Source organism: Arthrobacter sp. P1_D4 (assembly GCF_056406115.1).
On the sequence record NZ_JBFUAU010000009.1, the window covers coordinates 42,132 to 59,665 of the forward strand.

Below are 17,534 nucleotides of genomic sequence, written 5' to 3' on the forward strand. Positions count from 1 at the left end.
GTGCGGCCGGCACCGGCTTAGGCGGGCTGATGATCCCGGCTAGGCTGGTCAGGTGACCCAGATCCAGCTCTCCGCCCTGACCACCTCCGCCGTCGGCGGCCCCGCCGGCAGCTACATCGAGGCCCGCACCGAGGCCGCGATCATCGACGCCGTGCGCACCGCGGACGCCGCCGGCCAGTCCCTGCTGATCATCGGCGGCGGCTCCAACCTGTTGGTGTCCGACGCCGGGTTCCCCGGCGCGGTGCTGAAGATCGCCTCCGAGGGGTTCACCGTCGACGCCGAGGACTCCTGCGGCGGCGTGGCGGTGGTGGTCCAGGCCGGCCACAACTGGGACGCCTTCGTTGAACACGCCGTGAAGCATGCCTGGTCCGGCGTCGAAGCGCTCTCCGGAATCCCCGGTGCCACGGGCGCCACCCCCGTGCAGAACGTCGGCGCCTACGGGGCCGACGTCTCCCAGACGATCGCCGTCGTGCGCACCTGGGACCGGGAACGCAACGCGGTGAAGACCTTCACGAATTCCGAACTCAAGTTCGGCTACCGGGACTCCATCCTGAAGCAGACCACCGTCAACGGCTCACCGCGCTATGTGGTGCTCACCGTGGAATTCCAGCTCCCGCTCGGCCGGAAGAGCGCCCCGGTCCGCTACGCCGAACTCGCCCGGGTGCTCGGCGTCGAGCAGGGCCAGCGGGCCTACTCCACCGACGTCCGGCGCGAGGTGCTGCGGCTCCGGGCGTCCAAGGGCATGGTCTGGGACGCGGACGACCGTGACACCTACTCCACGGGATCCTTTTTCACGAACCCGATCGTGACCGAGGACGTCGCGGCACGGCTGCCGCAGGAGGCCCCGCGGTACCCCGCCGGTGCGGACGGGCTGACCAAGCTCTCGGCGGCGTGGCTCATCGACCAGGCCGGGTTCGCCAAGGGCTTCGGCCTGGACCCGCACAGCGTCTCGGGCGGCCGGGCCTCGCTGTCCACCAAGCACACCCTCGCCATCACTAACAGGGGAGGGGCGAGCGCGGCGGACATGCTGGCCGTCGCGCGCGAGGTCCGCCACGGCGTCGCCGAACGTTTCGGCATTGAACTGCACCCGGAGCCGCTGCTGATCGGCGTCGATCTCTAGGGAAGGTCCGGCCCCGGGAAAAGGGCCGCCGCCCGGGCAAGGCCGGGCAGCGCCGGCAGGGCGTCCCGCGCCCCGGCTACGGTTCCGTGTGGCGGGGTGCCACCTTGCTGAAAAGCATGAAGGTGAAACCCGAGGCCGCGGCCCCGAGCAGGAAGACCTGGCAGAACGCCACGGACTGGACGCTGGGCCCGCTTTGCAGCACCAGTCCGGCGCACGCAAACGCCACGGCGCCGGCGAGGAACGCCAGGGAGCCGAGCAGGAAGGCCTGCACGGTGGCCGGAAATTCGCCGCCATAGTCGAGCTGGAGCTCCCGGCCCTGCGGGGCAATGCTGCCGTGCTTCACAGCCGCCTGCACCCGTGCCTGAGACCGTGACTGAGGCTGTGACTGAGACCGTGACTGAGACCGTGACCGTGCCCGCGGCTGCAACGCCGCGGCCGTGACGAAGCTGGCCACGGACACCGCCATGGACAAGGCGGCCACCAGCTGCAGGGTGCTCATCATGGGCGAGAGCCGGGTACCGCTGGCGATGGCGACGGCGAGCCCGGCAGCCATGCCGGCGGCGCTGGACGCCCAGCCCAGCAGGGCCAGCTTCCGGCACAGGGGCCGCAGCAGCGGCCACACCTCACTCATAGTCATGATTCAAGGGTAGGGAAGCCTGCTGGATGGCGGCTGGGAACAGCCGGGCAACAACCCGACAGGCAACACAGGCGGCTTACCATGGTTCCATGGCAGCAGTGACGGGCATCCGCCGGCTTGGCCCCGGAATCATCGGCAGGCTGCGGCTGGCCGCCCAGGGACTGCTGGGACCGGGGTTTCAGTCCGTCCCCGACGCCGTCCGCGGCATGACGGCGATGCAGGCCCAGGACCTGCAGGCCGTGCTCTGGGCCGTCGGCCAGCGCGTGCCGGGTTCCCGCGCCGAAGACGTCCGCGGGGCGCTGGACCGGGCGGAGATCGTCCGTTCCTGGCCAATGCGCGGTACTTTGCACGTGCTGGCACCCGAGGACTTGAAATGGATGCTGGCCATCACCTCCGACCGGCTTATCCAGGGCCTGGCCCGGCGCCACCGGGAGCTCGAGATCACGGCAGGGGACATCGACGCCGCCGCGGCAACTGCCCTGCAGCTGGTCTCTGGAGGAGCTGCCAGCCGGGCGGAGCTGTTCCAGGCCTTCGAACGGGCGGGTCAGTCCACGGCGGGCCAGCGCGGCATTCATCTGCTCGGGATCCTGTGCCAGCGGGGGTTGCTGGTGCAGGGGCCGCTGGCCGGCAACCAGCAGCTGGTCGTGGCCTTTGGCGACTGGATCACCGAGTCGCGGACCCTGGACCGTTCCGACGGCATCGCCGAGTGGCTGCTGCGCTACTTTCGCAGTCACGGCCCCGCCACGGAACGTGATTTTGCCTGGTGGGCCGGCATTCCGCTGACGGAAACCCGGGCGGCCCTGGCCCGGGTGTCGGACCAGCTGGCGGAGCTGGAGTTTGAGGGGACCAGCTACTGGCTCTCTGCAGAGACAGCCGCGCTGCTCGACGACGGCGTCCCCGGTCAGCGCACGGTGCTGGCGCTGCCGGGGTTCGATGAATTCCTGCTCGGCTACGCGGACCGGTCCCTCGTGCTGCCGCCGGAGCATGCCGACAAGATCGTCCCCGGCGGCAACGGCGTGTTCAAGAAGACCATTGTGGCCGGCGGCGGCGTGATCGGCACCTGGGCCGGGCCGCCGGGCCGCAGGGGAGCCGGCGTCGTGCCCGAACCCTTCGACCCTGTTAACGGGCTGCGGCCCGCCGCCCAAAAGTCTTTTGGGCTGCAGGCCGCGAAATACCGCAGATTCCTTGGCGCCTGAACAGGTGCCGGAACAGGTGCCTGAACTTCCGCCTGAAGGGGTGTCTGAACGTCCGCCTGTATGCGTGTCCCGGACGGGCTCCTAGAGGTTTCCGGTGGCGATGCGGAGCATGCGCCGCAGCGGCTCCGCGGCGCCCCACAGCAGCTGGTCGCCCACCGTGAACGCGCTGATGTACTGCGGACCCATCTCAAGCTTGCGGATCCGGCCCACCGGAATGTCCAGGGTGCCGGAGGCCGCCACGGGCGTGAGCTCGGCCATCGAGGCTTCCTTGGTGTTTGGCACCACGCGGGCCCACTGGTTGTCCGCGTCCACGAGCTTCTCGATCTCGGCGACCGGGAGGTCCTCGCGCAGCTTCAGTGTCAGGGCCTGGGAGTGGGAGCGCATCGCACCGATCCGGATGCACAGGCCGTCCATGACGACGCGGTTCGCGGCGGAGGTGCCAAGGATCTTGTTCGTCTCCACTCCGGCCTTCCACTCCTCCTTGGACTGGCCGTTGCCGAGGTCCGCGTCGATCCAGGGGATCAGGGAACCGGCCAGCGGAACGCCGAACTGTGTGGCGTCGATGCCGGCGCGCTGGTGTGCCAGGACCTTGCGGTCGATTTCGAGGATCGCCGACGCCGGGTCGTCCAGTTCGGAGCTGACCTCGGCGTTGAGGCTGCCGAACTGGTTCAGCAGTTCACGCATGTGGCGTGCCCCGCCGCCGGAGGCCGCCTGGTACGTCATGGACGTGCCCCATTCGACCAGGTCGTTCTTGAAGAGCCCGCCCAGGCCCATCAGCATGCAGGACACGGTGCAGTTGCCGCCGACGAAGTCCTTCACCCCGCCGGAGAGGCCGGCGTCGATGACGTCCCGGTTGATGGGGTCCAGCACGATGATGGAATCCTCATTCATGCGCAGCGTGGAGGCGGCATCGATCCAGAGGCCGTCCCAGCCTCGGCTGCGGAGCTCGCCGTGGACCTGCTTGGTGTAGTCCCCGCCCTGGGCGGTGACAATAATGGGCAGCTTCGCCAGCGTCTCGAGGTCGAACGCGTCCTCAAGCTTGCCGGCGGCGCCCGCAGCGGCGCCGGCCAGGGCCGGGGCGTCACCGCCCGCGTTCGAGGTGGAGAAGAAGACCGGGTTGATGTTGGCGAAGTCGCCCTCATCCTGCATGCGCTGCATGAGGACGGAACCGACCATGCCACGCCAACCAACCAGGCCGACGGACGGGGTAGCTGCTGTAGTCATGGGCCCAGTTTAGACTTCGCGGCCCGCCCGGCGCAGTCGGTTACGTCACGCGTTATAGTCGCCGCGGGGCTCTTCCAGCAGTGCCGCCTTGCGCCGGCGCAGCGCGAAAACCGCCCCGAACGTGAAGACCTGGGTCACCACCACCAGCACGATCGCCCCGAGGATCTTGTTGCCGCCCAGGATCATGGTCAGCCCCACGACCGCGGAGAGCAGTGCGAGCAGGGGCAGGAGCATGTACCCCAGGACAAAGAGTGTTTCTGGCTTCCTCAGCATTACTTGGCCTCCGTCCGGCGCCACAGCGTGATCCGGTAGCGGGTGCCGTTGGCGGAGGTCAGCCAGCCGTTGGCCGGGAGGCTGGCCGAGACGGTCCAGTCGTAGCCGAGTTCCGGAGCGAAGGTGTCCCCTTCGGCGCTGGTGTCGATGGTGGTGACGACGGCGACGTCGGCAAGGTCCAGAGACTGGGCAAAGATTTCGCCGCCGCCGATGATCCACACGGTCTCATGGCCGGCCACGAACTGGGATTCAAGCAAGGCGTCATCGAGCGACGCCACCGCGACGGCGCCTTCCGCGCCGGGGGTGTCCCGCCAGGCGGCCTGGCGGGTGATGACGATGTTCGTCCGGTCGGGCAGGGGGCGGTACTTGTCCGGGAATGATTCCCAGGTCTTGCGTCCCATGATGACCGGGTGGCCGGTGGTGAGGCGGCTGAAGTGCGACATGTCTTCGGGCAGGTGCCACGGCATGTCGCCGGCCTTGCCGATCACCCCGGTGCTGGTCTGGGCCCAGACGAGCCCGAGGCCAGTGGTGGACGCTCGGAGTTGCTCCGTGAAATCGCCGGGCTGCACGCCCGCGGTGTTGTCGTTGCTCATACGGCTATCGGGGCCTTAATCGTCGGGTGGTGCTGGTAGCCGACCACCTCGAAGTCCTCGAGGGTGTAGTCGAAGATGGAGTCCGGCTTGCGGGTGATGTTCAGCTGGGGGTAGTCGTAGGGCTCGCGGGCGAGCTGCTTGAGGACCTGGTCCATGTGGTTGTCGTAGATGTGGACATCCCCGCCGGTCCAGACGAATTCGCCCGGTTCCAGGCCGGTCTGCTGCGCGATCATGCGTGTCAGCAAGGCGTAGGACGCGATGTTGAAGGGCACGCCCAGGAAGGTGTCCGCCGACCGCTGGTACAGCTGGCACGAAAGCTTGCCGTCCGCCACGTAGAACTGGAAGAACGCGTGGCATGGGGGCAGGGCCATGTCCTTGAGTTCGGAGACGTTCCAGGCCGAGACGATGTGCCGGCGCGAATCCGGGTTGGACTTCAGGTTCTTGATGAGTTCGGCGATCTGGTCGATGTGGCCGCCGTCGGGCGTGGGCCAGGAACGCCACTGGACCCCGTAAACGGGACCGAGTTCGCCGTCGGCGTCGGCCCATTCGTCCCAGATGGTGACGCCCTGGTCCTGCATCCATTTGACGTTCGTGTCGCCGCGGAGGAACCAGAGCAGCTCCACCGCCACGGACTTGAAATGCACCCGCTTGGTGGTGATCAGCGGGAAGCTCTTGCTCAGGTCGAAGCGGAGCTGGCGGCCAAAAACACTCAGGGTGCCGGTGCCGGTGCGGTCCGATTTGTGCGTGCCGTGCTCGAGGACGTCGCGCAGGAGGTCTTCATAGGGCGTAGGGATGCTCACCGTTCCAGTCTACTGAGAACTCGCCGGCTCTCCTTATTTGTGTGACCCGCCCTGCCTCGCCCGCAGGATCGCCAGCAGTGCCGCGTCGTCGAGCCCGGCTGTGCGGCCTTCCGTAATGCAGCGGTCGACGGCGGCGATCACCTCCACCGGGACCGTGCCCGGGGGAAGTGCGGGCGGGGGCAGGATCGGCTGGCTGCCGGCGACCACCGTGCCGTTGCGCCGCCGGGTTTCGACCAGTCCGGCCAGTTCGAGTTCCTTGTAGGCCCGCGCGACTGTCCCGGCAGCGAGGCCCAAGTCCGACGCGAGGCTGCGGACGGTTGGCAGCCGGGTTCCCGCTGCAAGCGTCCCGAGGCTGATGAGGGAGGCGATCTGCGTCCGGATCTGCTCGAAGGGGGGAACCGGCGAACGCAGGTTGATGGCGATGCCCGCCGTCATGCGGCGACTTCCTTCCGCGGCAGGGGAGCCGGGGTCTTCCGGGCCAGGCCGCCCACGGGGACGACGGCGATGAGCACGGCACTGGCGGCCAGGACAGCGCCGGCCAGGGTCGCGGGCCACCACGATCCGGCGGCCGGATCGACGGCGTCGCCGAACGCGTCCGACCCGAACACCGCCGCCCAGGCGTTGGTCTGGGTCAGCAGCAGGACACCGGCCTGGGCCGTGAGGGTTGCGGCGAGGGTCCGCACGATGCGGTGGACAGTGATGGCGCGCAGCGCGGCGTCCAGACCGCGCGGGGCGTCGCGGATGCCCTGGCGGGACCGGGCCCGGAGGAACGCCGGCAGGGCGGCAACGCAGGTCCCGGCCGTGAGCAGCGCAACCGGAACCCAGCCGGAATCTTCGGTCAGCAGGGCCCGCCCCGCGGTGGTGACGGCGAGGGCTGCCAGGAAGACCAGCAGCGCCAGGACCGCCGTGGTCAGCAGGGCGGCGTTGACCGGCTGCCGGGGCCAGGTGCGCGGCGCCTCGGGCGATCCGTAGTTGCGCTGCAGGACCAGCTCGCCTCCGGCGATGACCAGTAGGACGCAGATGCCCATCAGGGCCACGAGTCCCGCAAGTCCGTAGCCGGCGGCCGCCATGATCACGGGGGCGAGGAAGGCTCCGGCGACCAGCGGCACGGCGGCCGCGAGGCCCAGGAGCGCTCCAAGTGAGGAGACCAGCCTGGCGGCCGGGTGCTGGCGGCCGGTGGCGATCCCTGATTCCGGCCGGTTCCGGACGCCCAGCCCGGCGGAAGCAAGCCGAGGCGGCCGCCACCACCACATCACGAGCAGAACCACGGTCGCCGCGAGGCCGGCGAAGTTCGTCCACGATCCCGTTTGCTGGGCCGGATCGGGACGGGCCGCGAAGTTCCCCGCGATGACTGCCAAGCCGGCAGCCACTGTGGACACTGTGCGCAGCAGCCGGTTCATCGCGATGGTCCGCAGTACAGCGTTGTCCGCCGCGTCAAGGGACTCCAGCTGTCGGCGGCGGCCGATCAGCCACAAAACCAGCCACGTGCCGACGGCCAGCACCAGCAGGGCGCCGCCGAGCCAGGCGGCCACCTCCGGTCCGGGGATACGGCCGTCGCCGCCGCTGTTGTAGTAGCCGTACGCGCCGTCGCTGACCGTAGTGGGAGCCACGGCCGCGAACCCGGGCAGCGTGGCAGTCCGGGCGATGGCCGCGGCAGCCGAGACGAAGATCGCAGCCGTGGTCAATGCCAGCCTGCGGGGCAGGAAGTCTTTGATGCGCCGCACGGACAGCACGGCCTGCCGCCGCATTCGCCGCGGACCCGGGTAGCTGACCTGTCCCAGGGCATGCACGCCCAGGCAGCCCAGGACGGGCCATGCCAGCGCCGGGATGATCGAGTCGGCGCCCACCACGGCGGACGCTGACGGATTGGCCGGGATGATGCCCAGGGTCATGGCGCCCTGGAGTGAGCTCGCGAGCCAGCCGATCACACCTACCCACAGCCCGTGCTCCGACACTGTCTGCGGCGACGTTCCGGTCCCGGGAGCCCAGATCACCCACCGCAGAACGGCATACACCAGCAGGGCGGCGATCGCCGGGCCGAGCAACAGCATCGGCGGCACGTTCAACAGGACCGGCACGGAATCCCCCAAGATTCAGCAGTAATGTATCAAGCTATTGATACAAACTAGGCTTAGGGCCCCCCGGGGTCAAGGACCTCAGTCGTCGAACGGCTTGAACCGCTCCACCGCGACCACTTTTTTCTTGCTGCCGCGGGCGACGTGGCATACCACGATCTCGCCCGGCGCCAGGAACGGGTCCGAGGACGGCAGCAGGTCCCGCAGCCGGGAGTTCATGTGCTTCGCGAGTTGCTTCAGGACCGTGGGCAGGGCCGGACGGTGCGTACACAGCGCCACGGCCCGCTGCTTGTCGAACAATCCCTCGACGACGGCTGCCGTCTTGTGCGGGCTGCGGCTGTGCCGGTGCTCGGTGAGGGCCTCGTTGAGCTTGACCTTGGCGTCGGCCGCCTTGGCGTAGGGTGCGATGGTGGCCACGCACCGCAGCCACGGGCTTGAAACGATCCGCGCGGGCTTCCACGCCTGCAGGAGCCGCCCCACCGACTGCGCCTGCCGCATGCCGGTGGCGGCCAGCGGACGGTCGCCCTCGGCCTTGGACCAGGACGAGCGGGGCTTGGCCTTCGCGTGGCGCACGATCAGCAGCGGCCAGGTCGCCAGCTCCCCGCGGTCGTGGGCGTTCACCAGGTGCTGCAGCGGCTCGATGTCGCTCGGGTTGCTCAGGAGGCGGGCGGCCTTCTCGGGCGGGCACCACATGACGCTGTCGACTTCCGTGCCGTCCGGGATCAAGGCGGCGCCGTCGACGTCGACCGCCCAGTAGTGGACCACCTTCAGCCCGGCCGCCACATGGTAGTGGATGGGCGGGAGCGGGATCCCCAGGGGGGCGGTGAGCCCGATCTCCTCCTCCACCTCGCGCACGGCGCACTCCGGGATGGTCTCGCCGGCGTCGATTTTGCCCTTCGGCCAGGACCAGTCGTCATACCGCGGACGGTGGATCAGCAGGACCTCGAGCTGGTCCTTGTTTACCGAATTGAGGCGCCACGGGATGGCGCCCGCCGCCGTGACGGAAACCTCTTCACCGGGTTGGTCAGCCTGGTCCGCAACCAGTGCATCGCTGCTCACACTCACGATCCCTACCGCAGGCTGGTCGAGCGCTGGCGCGAGCGGGAGGCGAGCAGCCAGGACTGCACGTCCTTGAGGTCCTGGCCGTCTTCCGCCAGGTGGTGGCGGGTCCATTCACCCTGCTTGTCCAAATGCCAACTCGCCGTTTCGGGCACCATGTAGCGGTTGAGCAAGTCCAGGACATAGCTCGTGTCGTCGCCGCTCGTCAGCTGCACGAGGGCTTCAACCCGGCGGTCGAGGTTGCGGTGCATCATGTCGGCCGAGCCGATGTAAACCACCGGGTCGCCGGCATTGGCGAACGCGAAGACGCGGGAGTGTTCCAGGAAGCGGCCCAGCACGGAGCGGACCGTGATGTTCTCGCTCAGGCCGGGAACGCCGGGCCGCAGGGAGCAGATGCCGCGGACAATGACATCCACCTGCACTCCGGCCTGGGACGCGCGGTACAGGGAATCGATGATGGCTTCGTCCACCATCGAATTGACCTTGATCTGGACGCGGGCGGGGATGCCGGCCCGGGCGTTCCTGATCTCGGTTTCGATCCTGTCGATCAGCCCGGAACGGACCGAGCGCGGCGCCACGAGCAGCCTCTTGAACGTGGACTTCGGCGCGTAGCCGGAGAGCTGGTTGAACAGCTTCGAAAGGTCTTCGCCGACCTGTTCGTTCGCCGTCAGCAGGCCCAGATCCTCGTAGTAGCGGGCCGTACGGGGGTGGTAGTTGCCAGTGCCGATGTGGCAGTAGCGGCGCAGGCCGTCCACTTCCTGGCGGACCACGAGGGAGAGCTTGCAGTGGGTCTTGAGCCCCACGATGCCGTACACCACATGGACGCCTGCCTGTTCCAGTTTCCGGGCCCAGGAGATGTTCGCCTGCTCGTCAAAGCGCGCCTTGATCTCCACGAGCGCCAGGACCTGCTTGCCGGCCTCGGCGGCGTCAATCAGGGCATCGACAATCGGGGAGTCACCGGACGTGCGGTACAGGGTCTGTTTGATGGCCTGGACTTTGGGGTCCGCGGCTGCCTGTTCCAGGAACGCCTGGACCGACGTGGAGAAGGAGTCGTACGGGTGGTGCAGGAGGATGTCCCGTCGCCGCATGGCGGCAAAGACGTTGGCCGCCTTGGACGTTTCCGATTCGTTGAGGTAGCGCGAGGTGTGCGGGACGTGCTTGGGGTAGTGCAGGTCCGCCCGGTCGATCCCGGCAATCACCGAGAGTCCGCGCAGGTCCAGCGGCGCCGGCACGGAGTAGACCTCGGATTCCTCGACGCCGAGCTCGCGGATCAGCAGGGCACGGATGTTCGGGTTGATGTCATTGGTGACCTCAAGGCGGACGGGCGGGCCGAACCGGCGGCGCAGGAGTTCCTTCTCCAAGGCCTGCAGCAGGTTTTCGGCGTCGTCCTCTTCGACCTCGACGTCCTCGTTGCGGGTCACGCGGAAGATGTGGTGTTCCAGGACCTCCATGCCGGCGAACAGCTGGTCCAGGTGCACGGCGATCACTTCTTCGAGCGCGATGAACCGTGCCACCCGTCCCGGGACGGAGCCGGCGCGGGCGCCGTCGATGGAGATCAGGCGCGGGAGCTGGTCAGGGACCTTGACACGGGCGAAGAGCTCCTTGTCGCTGACCGGGTTGCGGACCACCACGGCGAGGTTCAGGGACAGCCCGGAGATGTAGGGGAACGGGTGCGCCGGGTCCACGGCCAGCGGCGTCAGGATCGGGAAAACTTTTTCCGCGAACATGGCGCTGAGCTGGTCCTTGGCCTGCGAGTCGAGTTCCTCCCAGTGCATCAGGTGGATGTGCTCATAGGCCAGCGCCGGACGGATCTGTTCGGCGTAGACCCGGGCGTGGCGCTGCTGCAGCCGGTGGGCCTCCTCCCCGATCTGCTCCAGGACCTGCATGGGGCTCAGCCCGGCAGGGGAGGGGACGGCGAGCCCCGTGGCGATCCGCCGCTTCAGCCCGGCCACCCGGACCATGAAGAACTCGTCCAGGTTGGAGGCGAAGATGGACAGGAAGCTGACCCGCTCCAGCAGGTACAGGTTGGGGTCCTCGGCCAATTCCAGGACCCGCGCGTTGAACGCAAGCCAGCTCAGTTCCCGGTCCAGAAACCGGTCGGGGCGGATGTCGCCTTCCGGTTCCGGGTTCGGCGCGAACTCCGGAATATCGATCCGGTCCTGCGTGGCGCGCGAGGCCGGCACTTCGGAGGAGCCAAAGCGGGCACGTACCGGACGCGCCCCCTTTTCCGGCGTTGCTGGTTCAGACGTGGATGTCCGGGCGGTATCCCGTGGCATGGTGTCTCCTCAATGCTGGCGCGATGTAGCTTCAACCTTACAAGCAATCATGGCCGGATGACCCCAGGTTTCGGCCCGGGCCGGGACGGTTATCCGCCGACTTGACTAACGCCGTCCGGCGCGGGAGCGGCGGCCTGTGCTGGCTGCTGCGGCAACGGCGCGTACATCACATCGACATCCCAGCGGGTGAATCCGAGCCGGCGGTAGAGGGCGACGGCGGGGGTGTTGTCGGCATCGACGTAGAGCATGACGGCGCGGAGCCCCAAGCCCTGGAGATGCCTGATGCCGGCGACCGTGAGGGCCTTGCCGAGCCCGGACCCCTGGGCATCGGGGGTCACGCCCACCACGTAGACCTCGCCCATTGCGGGGTGGTCGCCGTGCCGGGGGTGCACCTTGGTCCAATGGAATCCCAGGATCCGGTCCGCCGGGTCGACGGCCAGCAGGAAGCCCGCGGGATCAAACCACGGTTCGGCCATCCGGGCGTCCAGATCGGCCCGCGTCATGTTGCCTTGCTCCGGGTGGTGTGCGAAAGCGGCCTTGTTTGCGTCCAGCCAGCCGTCCTCGTCCCGGCCGGGCACGAAGGTGCGGAGCTGTACGCCGTCCGGGAGGTGCGCCTCCGGCAGGGCCGCTGCCGCCGTCATCAACCGCATCTTCCACAGCTCACGCACGGCGCCGTAGCCGTAGCGGGCTGCGAGGTCGGCCGCGGCCTCGTGGTTTCCGTGGGACCAGGCTTTCAGGCCGGCGAAGCCGCGGACTGTCCTCAGTTCGCCCAGCAGGCGGTCGCCCACGCCCTGGTTGCGGTAGCTGGGATGGACGGCGACCTCGAGGATGCCGGTGCCGTCGGGTTCCTCGATGACGACGGCGACGCCGGCCAGGTCCTGCGCCGTCGCGGGATCCAACTTGTCGTCAGGGGCATAGAGGGCCAGGGCAAGCACCGAGTGCTCGCCCGTATCGCCGGCGCGCAGCGTGACAAGGGTCTGTTCGGACAGCGGCGGATTGCCGTCGGACTCTTCCGCCGCGGCGACAAGGGCGGCGACGTCCCGCAGCAGCGCGGCGTCCACGGTTCCTTTTTCAGTGTGTACGGGCCAGTTTTCCGGGTGCGCAGGGCTCATGGTGCAAGGCTATCGGGTGCATGGGGGTCAGCGGCCGATTTTGTCGAACTGCGGACGGCCCCGTATAGTCGTTATCTCGTCCGGCGTTGAGCCAGATGCGAGGGGGATCCACCACTGGGGTGGCCTCGATACGTTCGACCCGTATGTCCTCCACTGAGAAGTACTGCTAGATACTGAGAAGTTTGTGCCGATGGTTTGGTGCACCAAGAAGGCCCCGGACTCTGGATTCCAGAGTCCGGGGCCTTCTGCGTTCAGGGCTTGTGTACAGTGCCTGCGTACCGGCGCCGCCGCGTCGTGGCGGCCGTGGCGCTCAGGCCTCGGTCAGTTCGTCCTCGGGCTGGCGGACCAGGGTCAGGCGGTAGCCGACGTTGCGGACGGTGCTGATCAGGTTCTCGTGGTCGGCGCCCAGCTTGGCCCGCAGCCGCCGGACGTGGACATCCACGGTGCGCGTGCCGCCGTAGTAGTCGTAGCCCCAGACTTCGGTCAGCAGCTGCTGGCGGGTGAACACCCGGCCGGGGTGCTGGGCCAGGTATTTCAGCAGCTCAAATTCCTTGAAGGTCAGGTTGAGCGCGGCGCCGTTGACCCGTGCGGTGTAGCTGGCCTCGTCAATCACGACGCCGGCGGCCCGGATTTCGGTCGGCACGTCCTCCTTCTCCGGAACGGCGCGCGCGACGCCGAGCCGGATCCTGGCCTCGACTTCTGCCGGGCCCGCGGATTCCAGGAGGATGTCGTCCACGGCCCACGCCGAGGAGACCGCGGCCATGCCGCCCTCGGTGAGGATCAGCATCAACGGGGCGCTGAGGCCGGTGGCCTTGAGCAGCTGGGTGAGGGAACGTGCGCCGACCAGGTCCTTGCGGGCATCGAGCAGGACGATGTCGCAGGGGTCGGTCTCGAGCAGGGCAGTGGGCTCGGCCGGAAGGATATGCACCCGGTGGTTCAGCAGTTCCAGAGCAGGCAGGACGTCCACGGATGTTCCCGTGCTGTTCGTCAATAGCAGGATGTGCGACATTGTTCCTCCAAGGGGTGTCCGCGCATCGTTGGGCGTCTTGTTGCTGATGTTGAGTATACCTAAGGGCCCCATTCCGGCCATGGTCCCGTCACCTCCGGCGCCTCCTTTTGCGACACATACCGTTCACATAGGGCAGGATTGAACCGTCAGGGCCCGCGGCCCGTCGAAATTGAGCCGAGTCGAATTGGGGTCCGCAGTGAGCGAAGGTCTGGCCATGCTGGGTCTGCCGATGGCGAGCAGACAGTGAAGCCGTGGAGCGTCGGGATCATCGGCCTGGCCGGTCTCGCGGCGATTGTCGCCGGAGCCTATGCCTCGCCTGAGGTCCTCCTGGCCGTCGCGGCGCTCGCCGCCGCCGGCATCGGTATCGGCTGGCCCTACTTTCTCGGCATCCCCGCCAAGAAGACGCTCGCGGTCTTGATTGGCCTGCCCGGCGTCGGGTCGGCAGTGGCTGCGACCTATCTCCCGGCTCCGGGCTTCCTGGACTGGACGCCGTCGTTCTTGGCCGTCGGGGTCATGGCAATCTTCGTCATGCAGCTGATCCGGGGCACCGGTCAGGCCCAGCGCCTCGAATCCACCCTGGGCTCGTGCGCGGGTGTCCTGCTCTCCTGCCTCGGCGCCGGCTGGATTGCGAGTTCGCGCTTCAACGGGGTCCGCGAAATGATCCTCGTGGCGGCCATCAGTTCGGCGATCGCGCTGCTGGCGGGGCTGATCCGCTGGCCGGACCGGATCGTGGCGCCGCTGGGCATCGTGAGCGCCGGCCTTGCCGGGCCGCTCGCCGGCCTGGTGTTCTCCGACATTGCCGTGCTGCCGGCGGCCCTCGTCGGCGTCGTCGTGGGGGCGGTGCTGGTGAGTTTCCGCCGCCTCGTCATCCTCAACGGTGAGGGCCTAAATGTTTTGGCGGCCGTGGGCATGGGGCTCGGGCCGGTTTCTGCTGTCGGTTCACTGGCCTACTTCATAGACAAACTACTCATCTACTAAGCGTTAGGATGGCATCATGTCCGTACTTGCATATGAGATCTTTTTCCTTGTCCTGCTTGGCGTGGCCAGCCTGTCCATGGCGTGGTTTGCCGGCTTTGTCGTGTACCGCCTCTTCAAAGGCCAGAAGTAAGACGTTCCAGACCCCGTAGCTTCCAGAGGTAGATGCTGTGCCGATTGAAATCCCTACTGATCTGACCCCCGAAATCGTTCCGCTGTCCTGGCTCATTGGTGAGTGGGAGGGCAGCGGCCGGCTGGGGGCTGGAGACGAGGACTCCGAGCACTTCCTGCAACACGTCTCGTTTACGCACAACGGCCTGCCGTACCTGCAGTACCGTGCCGAGAGTTGGCTGACCGACGACGAGGGCACCAAACTGCGTCCCCTCACCGTCGAGACCGGCTTCTGGGCGCTGGAGCGTAAGCAGCGCGAGGAGGACGGCGGCCCCGGCCTGATCCCGGCGGACATCGTCCCGGTGCTCAAGAGCGCCGACGAGGTGGAGGCCCTGCGCAACAGCGACGGCGGCTTCGACATCTCGGTCTCCATCGCCCACCCCGGCGGGATCTCGGAGCTGTACTACGGCCAGATCAAGGGCCCCCAGATCCAGCTCAGCACCGACATGGTGATGCGCGGCAGCCACTCCAAGGAGTACACGGCGGCCACCCGGATCTTCGGGCTGGTGGAAGGAAACCTGCTGTGGCGCTGGGACGTGGCCACCGGCAAGAATTCGACGGCGGGCGGCGGCCTGGAGGCCCACGCATCGGCCATCCTCGCCAAAGTAGGCTAATTACGCGGTCTCACTGATTTTTCCGTTGTCACCATCGACCCAGGAGAAATGCCGTGAACGACACAGTCACCAGCTCAGCCGGCAGCACAGCACCCGGCAGCGCCAGCTACGCCGACCTCAAGGCCGTGTTCTTCAACGGCACGCTCAAGAAGTCCCCGGACGTGTCCAACACCCAGGGCCTGATCGAGGTCAGCCGCCGGATCATGGAGAAGCAGGGCGTCACCACCCGCGTGATCCGCACGGTGGACCACGACATCGCCAGCGGGGTCTACCCGGACATGCGCGAACACGGCTGGGCCACCGATGAGTGGCCGGAACTCTACCCGGCCGTCCAGGAAGCGGACATCGTCGTCGTCGCGGGGCCTATCTGGCTGGGGGACAACTCCTCGCAGACCAAGAAGCTCATCGAGCGCCTCTACGCCCACTCCGGGCAGCTGAACGCGAAGGGCCAGTGGGCCTACTATCCGAAGGTGGGCGGCTGCCTCATCACCGGCAATGAGGACGGCATCAAGCATTGCGCCATGAACGTCCTGTACAGCCTCCAGCACATCGGCTTCACCATCCCGCCGCAGGCCGACGCCGGCTGGATCGGTCCCGTCGGGCCGGGACCGAGCTACCTTGACCAGGGGTCCGGGGGGCCGGAGAGCGATTTCACCAACCGCAACACCACCTTCATGGCCTGGAACATGCTGCACCTGGCGCGCATGCTCAAGGATGCGGGCGGCATTCCCGCCTACGGAAACCTGCCCGATGCCTGGAAAGCGGGCACCCGTTTCGACTTTGAAAATCCGGAATACCGCTAGGACCGGCCTGCCCCACAGTCCGGCGGAGCCAGATTGTCCCTGCCGGGGCCGGAACCTGCCGGGCCCGGAATACGCACAGAGCTAAGGACGTTCCTTTCAATATGACTATCAAAAGCCCCCTGTTGTGGCGCCCGGCCGCGGTTGAGGCCGGCGGCGCCGATGCCGGCGTCGCCGCCCACTACGGCGAGCCTCTCCGGGAGCAGCGGGCGCTGGCCGCCGGCACCGCCGTCGTCGATCTCTCACACCGCGGTGTGGTGACGGTCAGCGGGCCGGACCGCCTGAGCTGGCTCAACACGTTGTCCTCCCAGCAGCTCACTTCGCTGGCCCCTGGCCAGTCCACCGAACTGCTGTTGCTGAGCGTGCAGGGCCGGATCGAATTCGACGCCAGGGTGGTGGACGACGGCGCCACGACCTGGCTGATCGTCGAGGCAGCCGAGGCGGCCCCGCTCGCCGAATGGCTCAACAAGATGAAGTTCATGCTCCGGGTCGAAATCGCGGACGTCTCCGCCGACTGGGCCGTACTCGGCTCCACACACCGCATCCCGGAATGGGAGGCGCTGCAGGCCTGGCAAGACCCGTGGCCGCACGTCGGCGCCGGCGGCTACTCCTACGCTGTGGTGGGCGAGGACGCCCATCCAGGACTGGAACGGCCCTGGTTTGAGTACCTGGTCCCCGAGGACGAGCTGGTCGCGACCGTGGGCGACCGTGCCCTCGCCGGCACCATGGCGTCCGAAGCGCTGCGGATTGCGGCGTGGCGGCCCCGCTGGGGCGCGGAAACGGACGACAAGACCATCCCGCATGAGCTCGACCTCCTCCGCACTGCCGTGCACCTGGCCAAGGGCTGCTACAAGGGCCAGGAGACGATCGCGCGAGTCCACAACCTGGGCCACCCGCCGCGCCGTCTCGTGTTCCTCCAGCTCGACGGTTCCCAGCACACCCTGCCCGCGGCCGGCAGCGAGGTGCGTGCGGGCGAGCGGAAGGTGGGCACCGTGACCTCCGTGGCGCAGCACTACGAGATGGGCCCCGTCGCCCTGGCCGTGATCAAACGCTCCGTCGCCCCGGACGAGGTCCTGACCGTCGTGGACGGGGACGAGCCGTACTCCGCGGCCCAGGAAGTCATTGTGGCCCCCGACGCCGGCCAGGTGGTAGGCCGCCAGACCGGCTTCCTGCGGGGCACCCGATGAGCGGCGAGTCCAAAGTGAACGAGCCGGGCGCCGCGCCCGACGACGAGACACTCGCGCTGGCGCACGCGCTCTTCGACGCCGCCCGCGAGGGCAACTCCGCTCTGCTGGGCAGCTACCTGGCCGCCGGCGCCCCGGCCACGCTGACCACCTCCTCCGGCGACTCGCTGGTGATGCTGGCGGCGTACCACGGCCACGCCGGCACTGTCCGGCTGATCCTGGACCACGGCGGCGACGCCAACACGCCGAACGACCGCGGCCAGACCCCGCTGGCCGGTGCTGTCTTCAAGGGCTACACGGACGTGGCCCGGGAACTGCTGGACGCCGGGGCCGACCCGGACGCCGGCACCCCCACCGCGCGGGCCGCCGCGCAGATGTTCGCCCGGACGGACATCCTGGCCCTCCTCGGCTGACCA

18 protein-coding genes are annotated in these 17,534 nt (G+C 68.2%); 7 read left to right on the forward strand and 11 right to left on the reverse strand.

Going from position 1 to position 17,534, the window contains the following annotated elements; genetic code table 11:
- Positions 1-52 precede the first annotated feature (52 nt).
- Positions 53-1,120 carry a UDP-N-acetylmuramate dehydrogenase gene (locus AC1D0A_RS10285; protein ID WP_476945737.1) on the forward strand — a complete coding sequence of 356 codons (1,068 nt, stop codon included), beginning with the start codon at positions 53-55 and terminating at the stop codon, positions 1,118-1,120.
- 76 nt (positions 1,121-1,196) lie between these two features.
- Here the strand turns inward: AC1D0A_RS10285 and AC1D0A_RS10290 are convergent, their stop codons facing one another.
- Positions 1,197-1,757: a hypothetical protein gene (locus tag AC1D0A_RS10290; protein ID WP_476945738.1), complete on the reverse strand. Its 561-nt coding sequence runs from the start codon at positions 1,755-1,757 to the stop codon at positions 1,197-1,199.
- 89 nt (positions 1,758-1,846) lie between these two features.
- Between AC1D0A_RS10290 and AC1D0A_RS10295 the strand changes: the two genes are divergently transcribed.
- A complete protein-coding gene (locus AC1D0A_RS10295) occupies positions 1,847-2,953 on the forward strand; it encodes a winged helix DNA-binding domain-containing protein (RefSeq protein WP_243181108.1) in 1,107 nt (368 codons plus the stop codon).
- Between the two features lie 81 nt (positions 2,954-3,034).
- Here the strand turns inward: AC1D0A_RS10295 and asd are convergent, their stop codons facing one another.
- The 10 genes from asd to AC1D0A_RS10345 all read right to left on the reverse strand — a co-directional run bounded on the left by asd (position 3,035) and on the right by AC1D0A_RS10345 (position 13,374).
- On the reverse strand, positions 3,035-4,177 hold the full coding sequence (gene asd, locus AC1D0A_RS10300; RefSeq protein ID WP_476945739.1) for an aspartate-semialdehyde dehydrogenase: 1,143 nt from the start codon (positions 4,175-4,177) through the stop codon (positions 3,035-3,037).
- Positions 4,178-4,222: 45 nt separating this feature from the next.
- Positions 4,223-4,450: an NF038396 family protein gene (locus AC1D0A_RS10305; RefSeq protein ID WP_028276519.1), complete on the reverse strand. Its 228-nt coding sequence runs from the start codon at positions 4,448-4,450 to the stop codon at positions 4,223-4,225.
- A complete protein-coding gene (locus AC1D0A_RS10310) occupies positions 4,450-5,043 on the reverse strand; it encodes a dihydrofolate reductase (protein ID WP_243181107.1) in 594 nt (197 codons plus the stop codon). Before AC1D0A_RS10310 ends, AC1D0A_RS10305 begins: the two co-directional genes overlap by 1 nt.
- Positions 5,040-5,843, reverse strand: a complete 804-nt coding sequence (locus AC1D0A_RS10315; RefSeq protein ID WP_243181106.1) for a thymidylate synthase — start codon at positions 5,841-5,843, stop codon at positions 5,040-5,042. The genes AC1D0A_RS10310 and AC1D0A_RS10315 overlap by 4 nt, the downstream gene beginning before the upstream one ends.
- A gap of 33 nt (positions 5,844-5,876) precedes the next feature.
- Positions 5,877-6,278, reverse strand: a complete 402-nt coding sequence (locus AC1D0A_RS10320; protein ID WP_476944035.1) for a GntR family transcriptional regulator — start codon at positions 6,276-6,278, stop codon at positions 5,877-5,879.
- Positions 6,275-7,933: a hypothetical protein gene (locus AC1D0A_RS10325; RefSeq protein WP_476945740.1), complete on the reverse strand. Its 1,659-nt coding sequence runs from the start codon at positions 7,931-7,933 to the stop codon at positions 6,275-6,277. The genes AC1D0A_RS10320 and AC1D0A_RS10325 overlap by 4 nt, the downstream gene beginning before the upstream one ends.
- Positions 7,934-7,999: 66 nt before the next feature.
- On the reverse strand, positions 8,000-8,977 hold the full coding sequence (locus AC1D0A_RS10330; protein WP_243181103.1) for an NUDIX hydrolase: 978 nt from the start codon (positions 8,975-8,977) through the stop codon (positions 8,000-8,002).
- An 11-nt stretch (positions 8,978-8,988) separates the two neighbouring features.
- Complete coding sequence (locus AC1D0A_RS10335; RefSeq protein WP_028276525.1) at positions 8,989-11,253, reverse strand: RNA degradosome polyphosphate kinase; 2,265 nt, start codon at positions 11,251-11,253, stop codon at positions 8,989-8,991.
- Between the two features lie 89 nt (positions 11,254-11,342).
- The gene (gene mshD / locus AC1D0A_RS10340) at positions 11,343-12,365 is read right to left on the reverse strand and encodes a mycothiol synthase (protein ID WP_476945741.1); all 1,023 of its coding nucleotides are present in this window, start codon (positions 12,363-12,365) and stop codon (positions 11,343-11,345) included.
- 310 nt (positions 12,366-12,675) lie between these two features.
- A complete protein-coding gene (locus AC1D0A_RS10345; RefSeq protein WP_028276526.1) occupies positions 12,676-13,374 on the reverse strand; it encodes a winged helix-turn-helix transcriptional regulator in 699 nt (232 codons plus the stop codon).
- Positions 13,375-13,617: 243 nt separating this feature from the next.
- Here AC1D0A_RS10345 and AC1D0A_RS10350 point away from each other — a divergent pair, with 243 nt between their 5' ends.
- From AC1D0A_RS10350 to AC1D0A_RS10370, 5 genes are all read left to right on the forward strand, one after another.
- A complete protein-coding gene (locus tag AC1D0A_RS10350) occupies positions 13,618-14,352 on the forward strand; it encodes a permease (RefSeq protein ID WP_223913795.1) in 735 nt (244 codons plus the stop codon).
- 167 nt (positions 14,353-14,519) lie between these two features.
- Positions 14,520-15,134, forward strand: a complete 615-nt coding sequence (locus AC1D0A_RS10355) for a nitrobindin family protein (protein WP_079550149.1) — start codon at positions 14,520-14,522, stop codon at positions 15,132-15,134.
- Between the two features lie 53 nt (positions 15,135-15,187).
- Entirely contained in the window at positions 15,188-15,937 is a 750-nt protein-coding gene (locus tag AC1D0A_RS10360; RefSeq protein WP_476945742.1) for a flavodoxin family protein, read from the forward strand.
- 101 nt (positions 15,938-16,038) lie between these two features.
- On the forward strand, positions 16,039-17,121 hold the full coding sequence (gene ygfZ, locus AC1D0A_RS10365) for a CAF17-like 4Fe-4S cluster assembly/insertion protein YgfZ (RefSeq protein ID WP_476945743.1): 1,083 nt from the start codon (positions 16,039-16,041) through the stop codon (positions 17,119-17,121).
- Positions 17,118-17,531 (forward strand): ankyrin repeat domain-containing protein, encoded by a 414-nt coding sequence (locus tag AC1D0A_RS10370; RefSeq protein WP_043435923.1) that lies wholly within the window; start codon positions 17,118-17,120, stop codon positions 17,529-17,531. Before ygfZ ends, AC1D0A_RS10370 begins: the two co-directional genes overlap by 4 nt.
- Positions 17,532-17,534 lie beyond the last annotated feature (3 nt).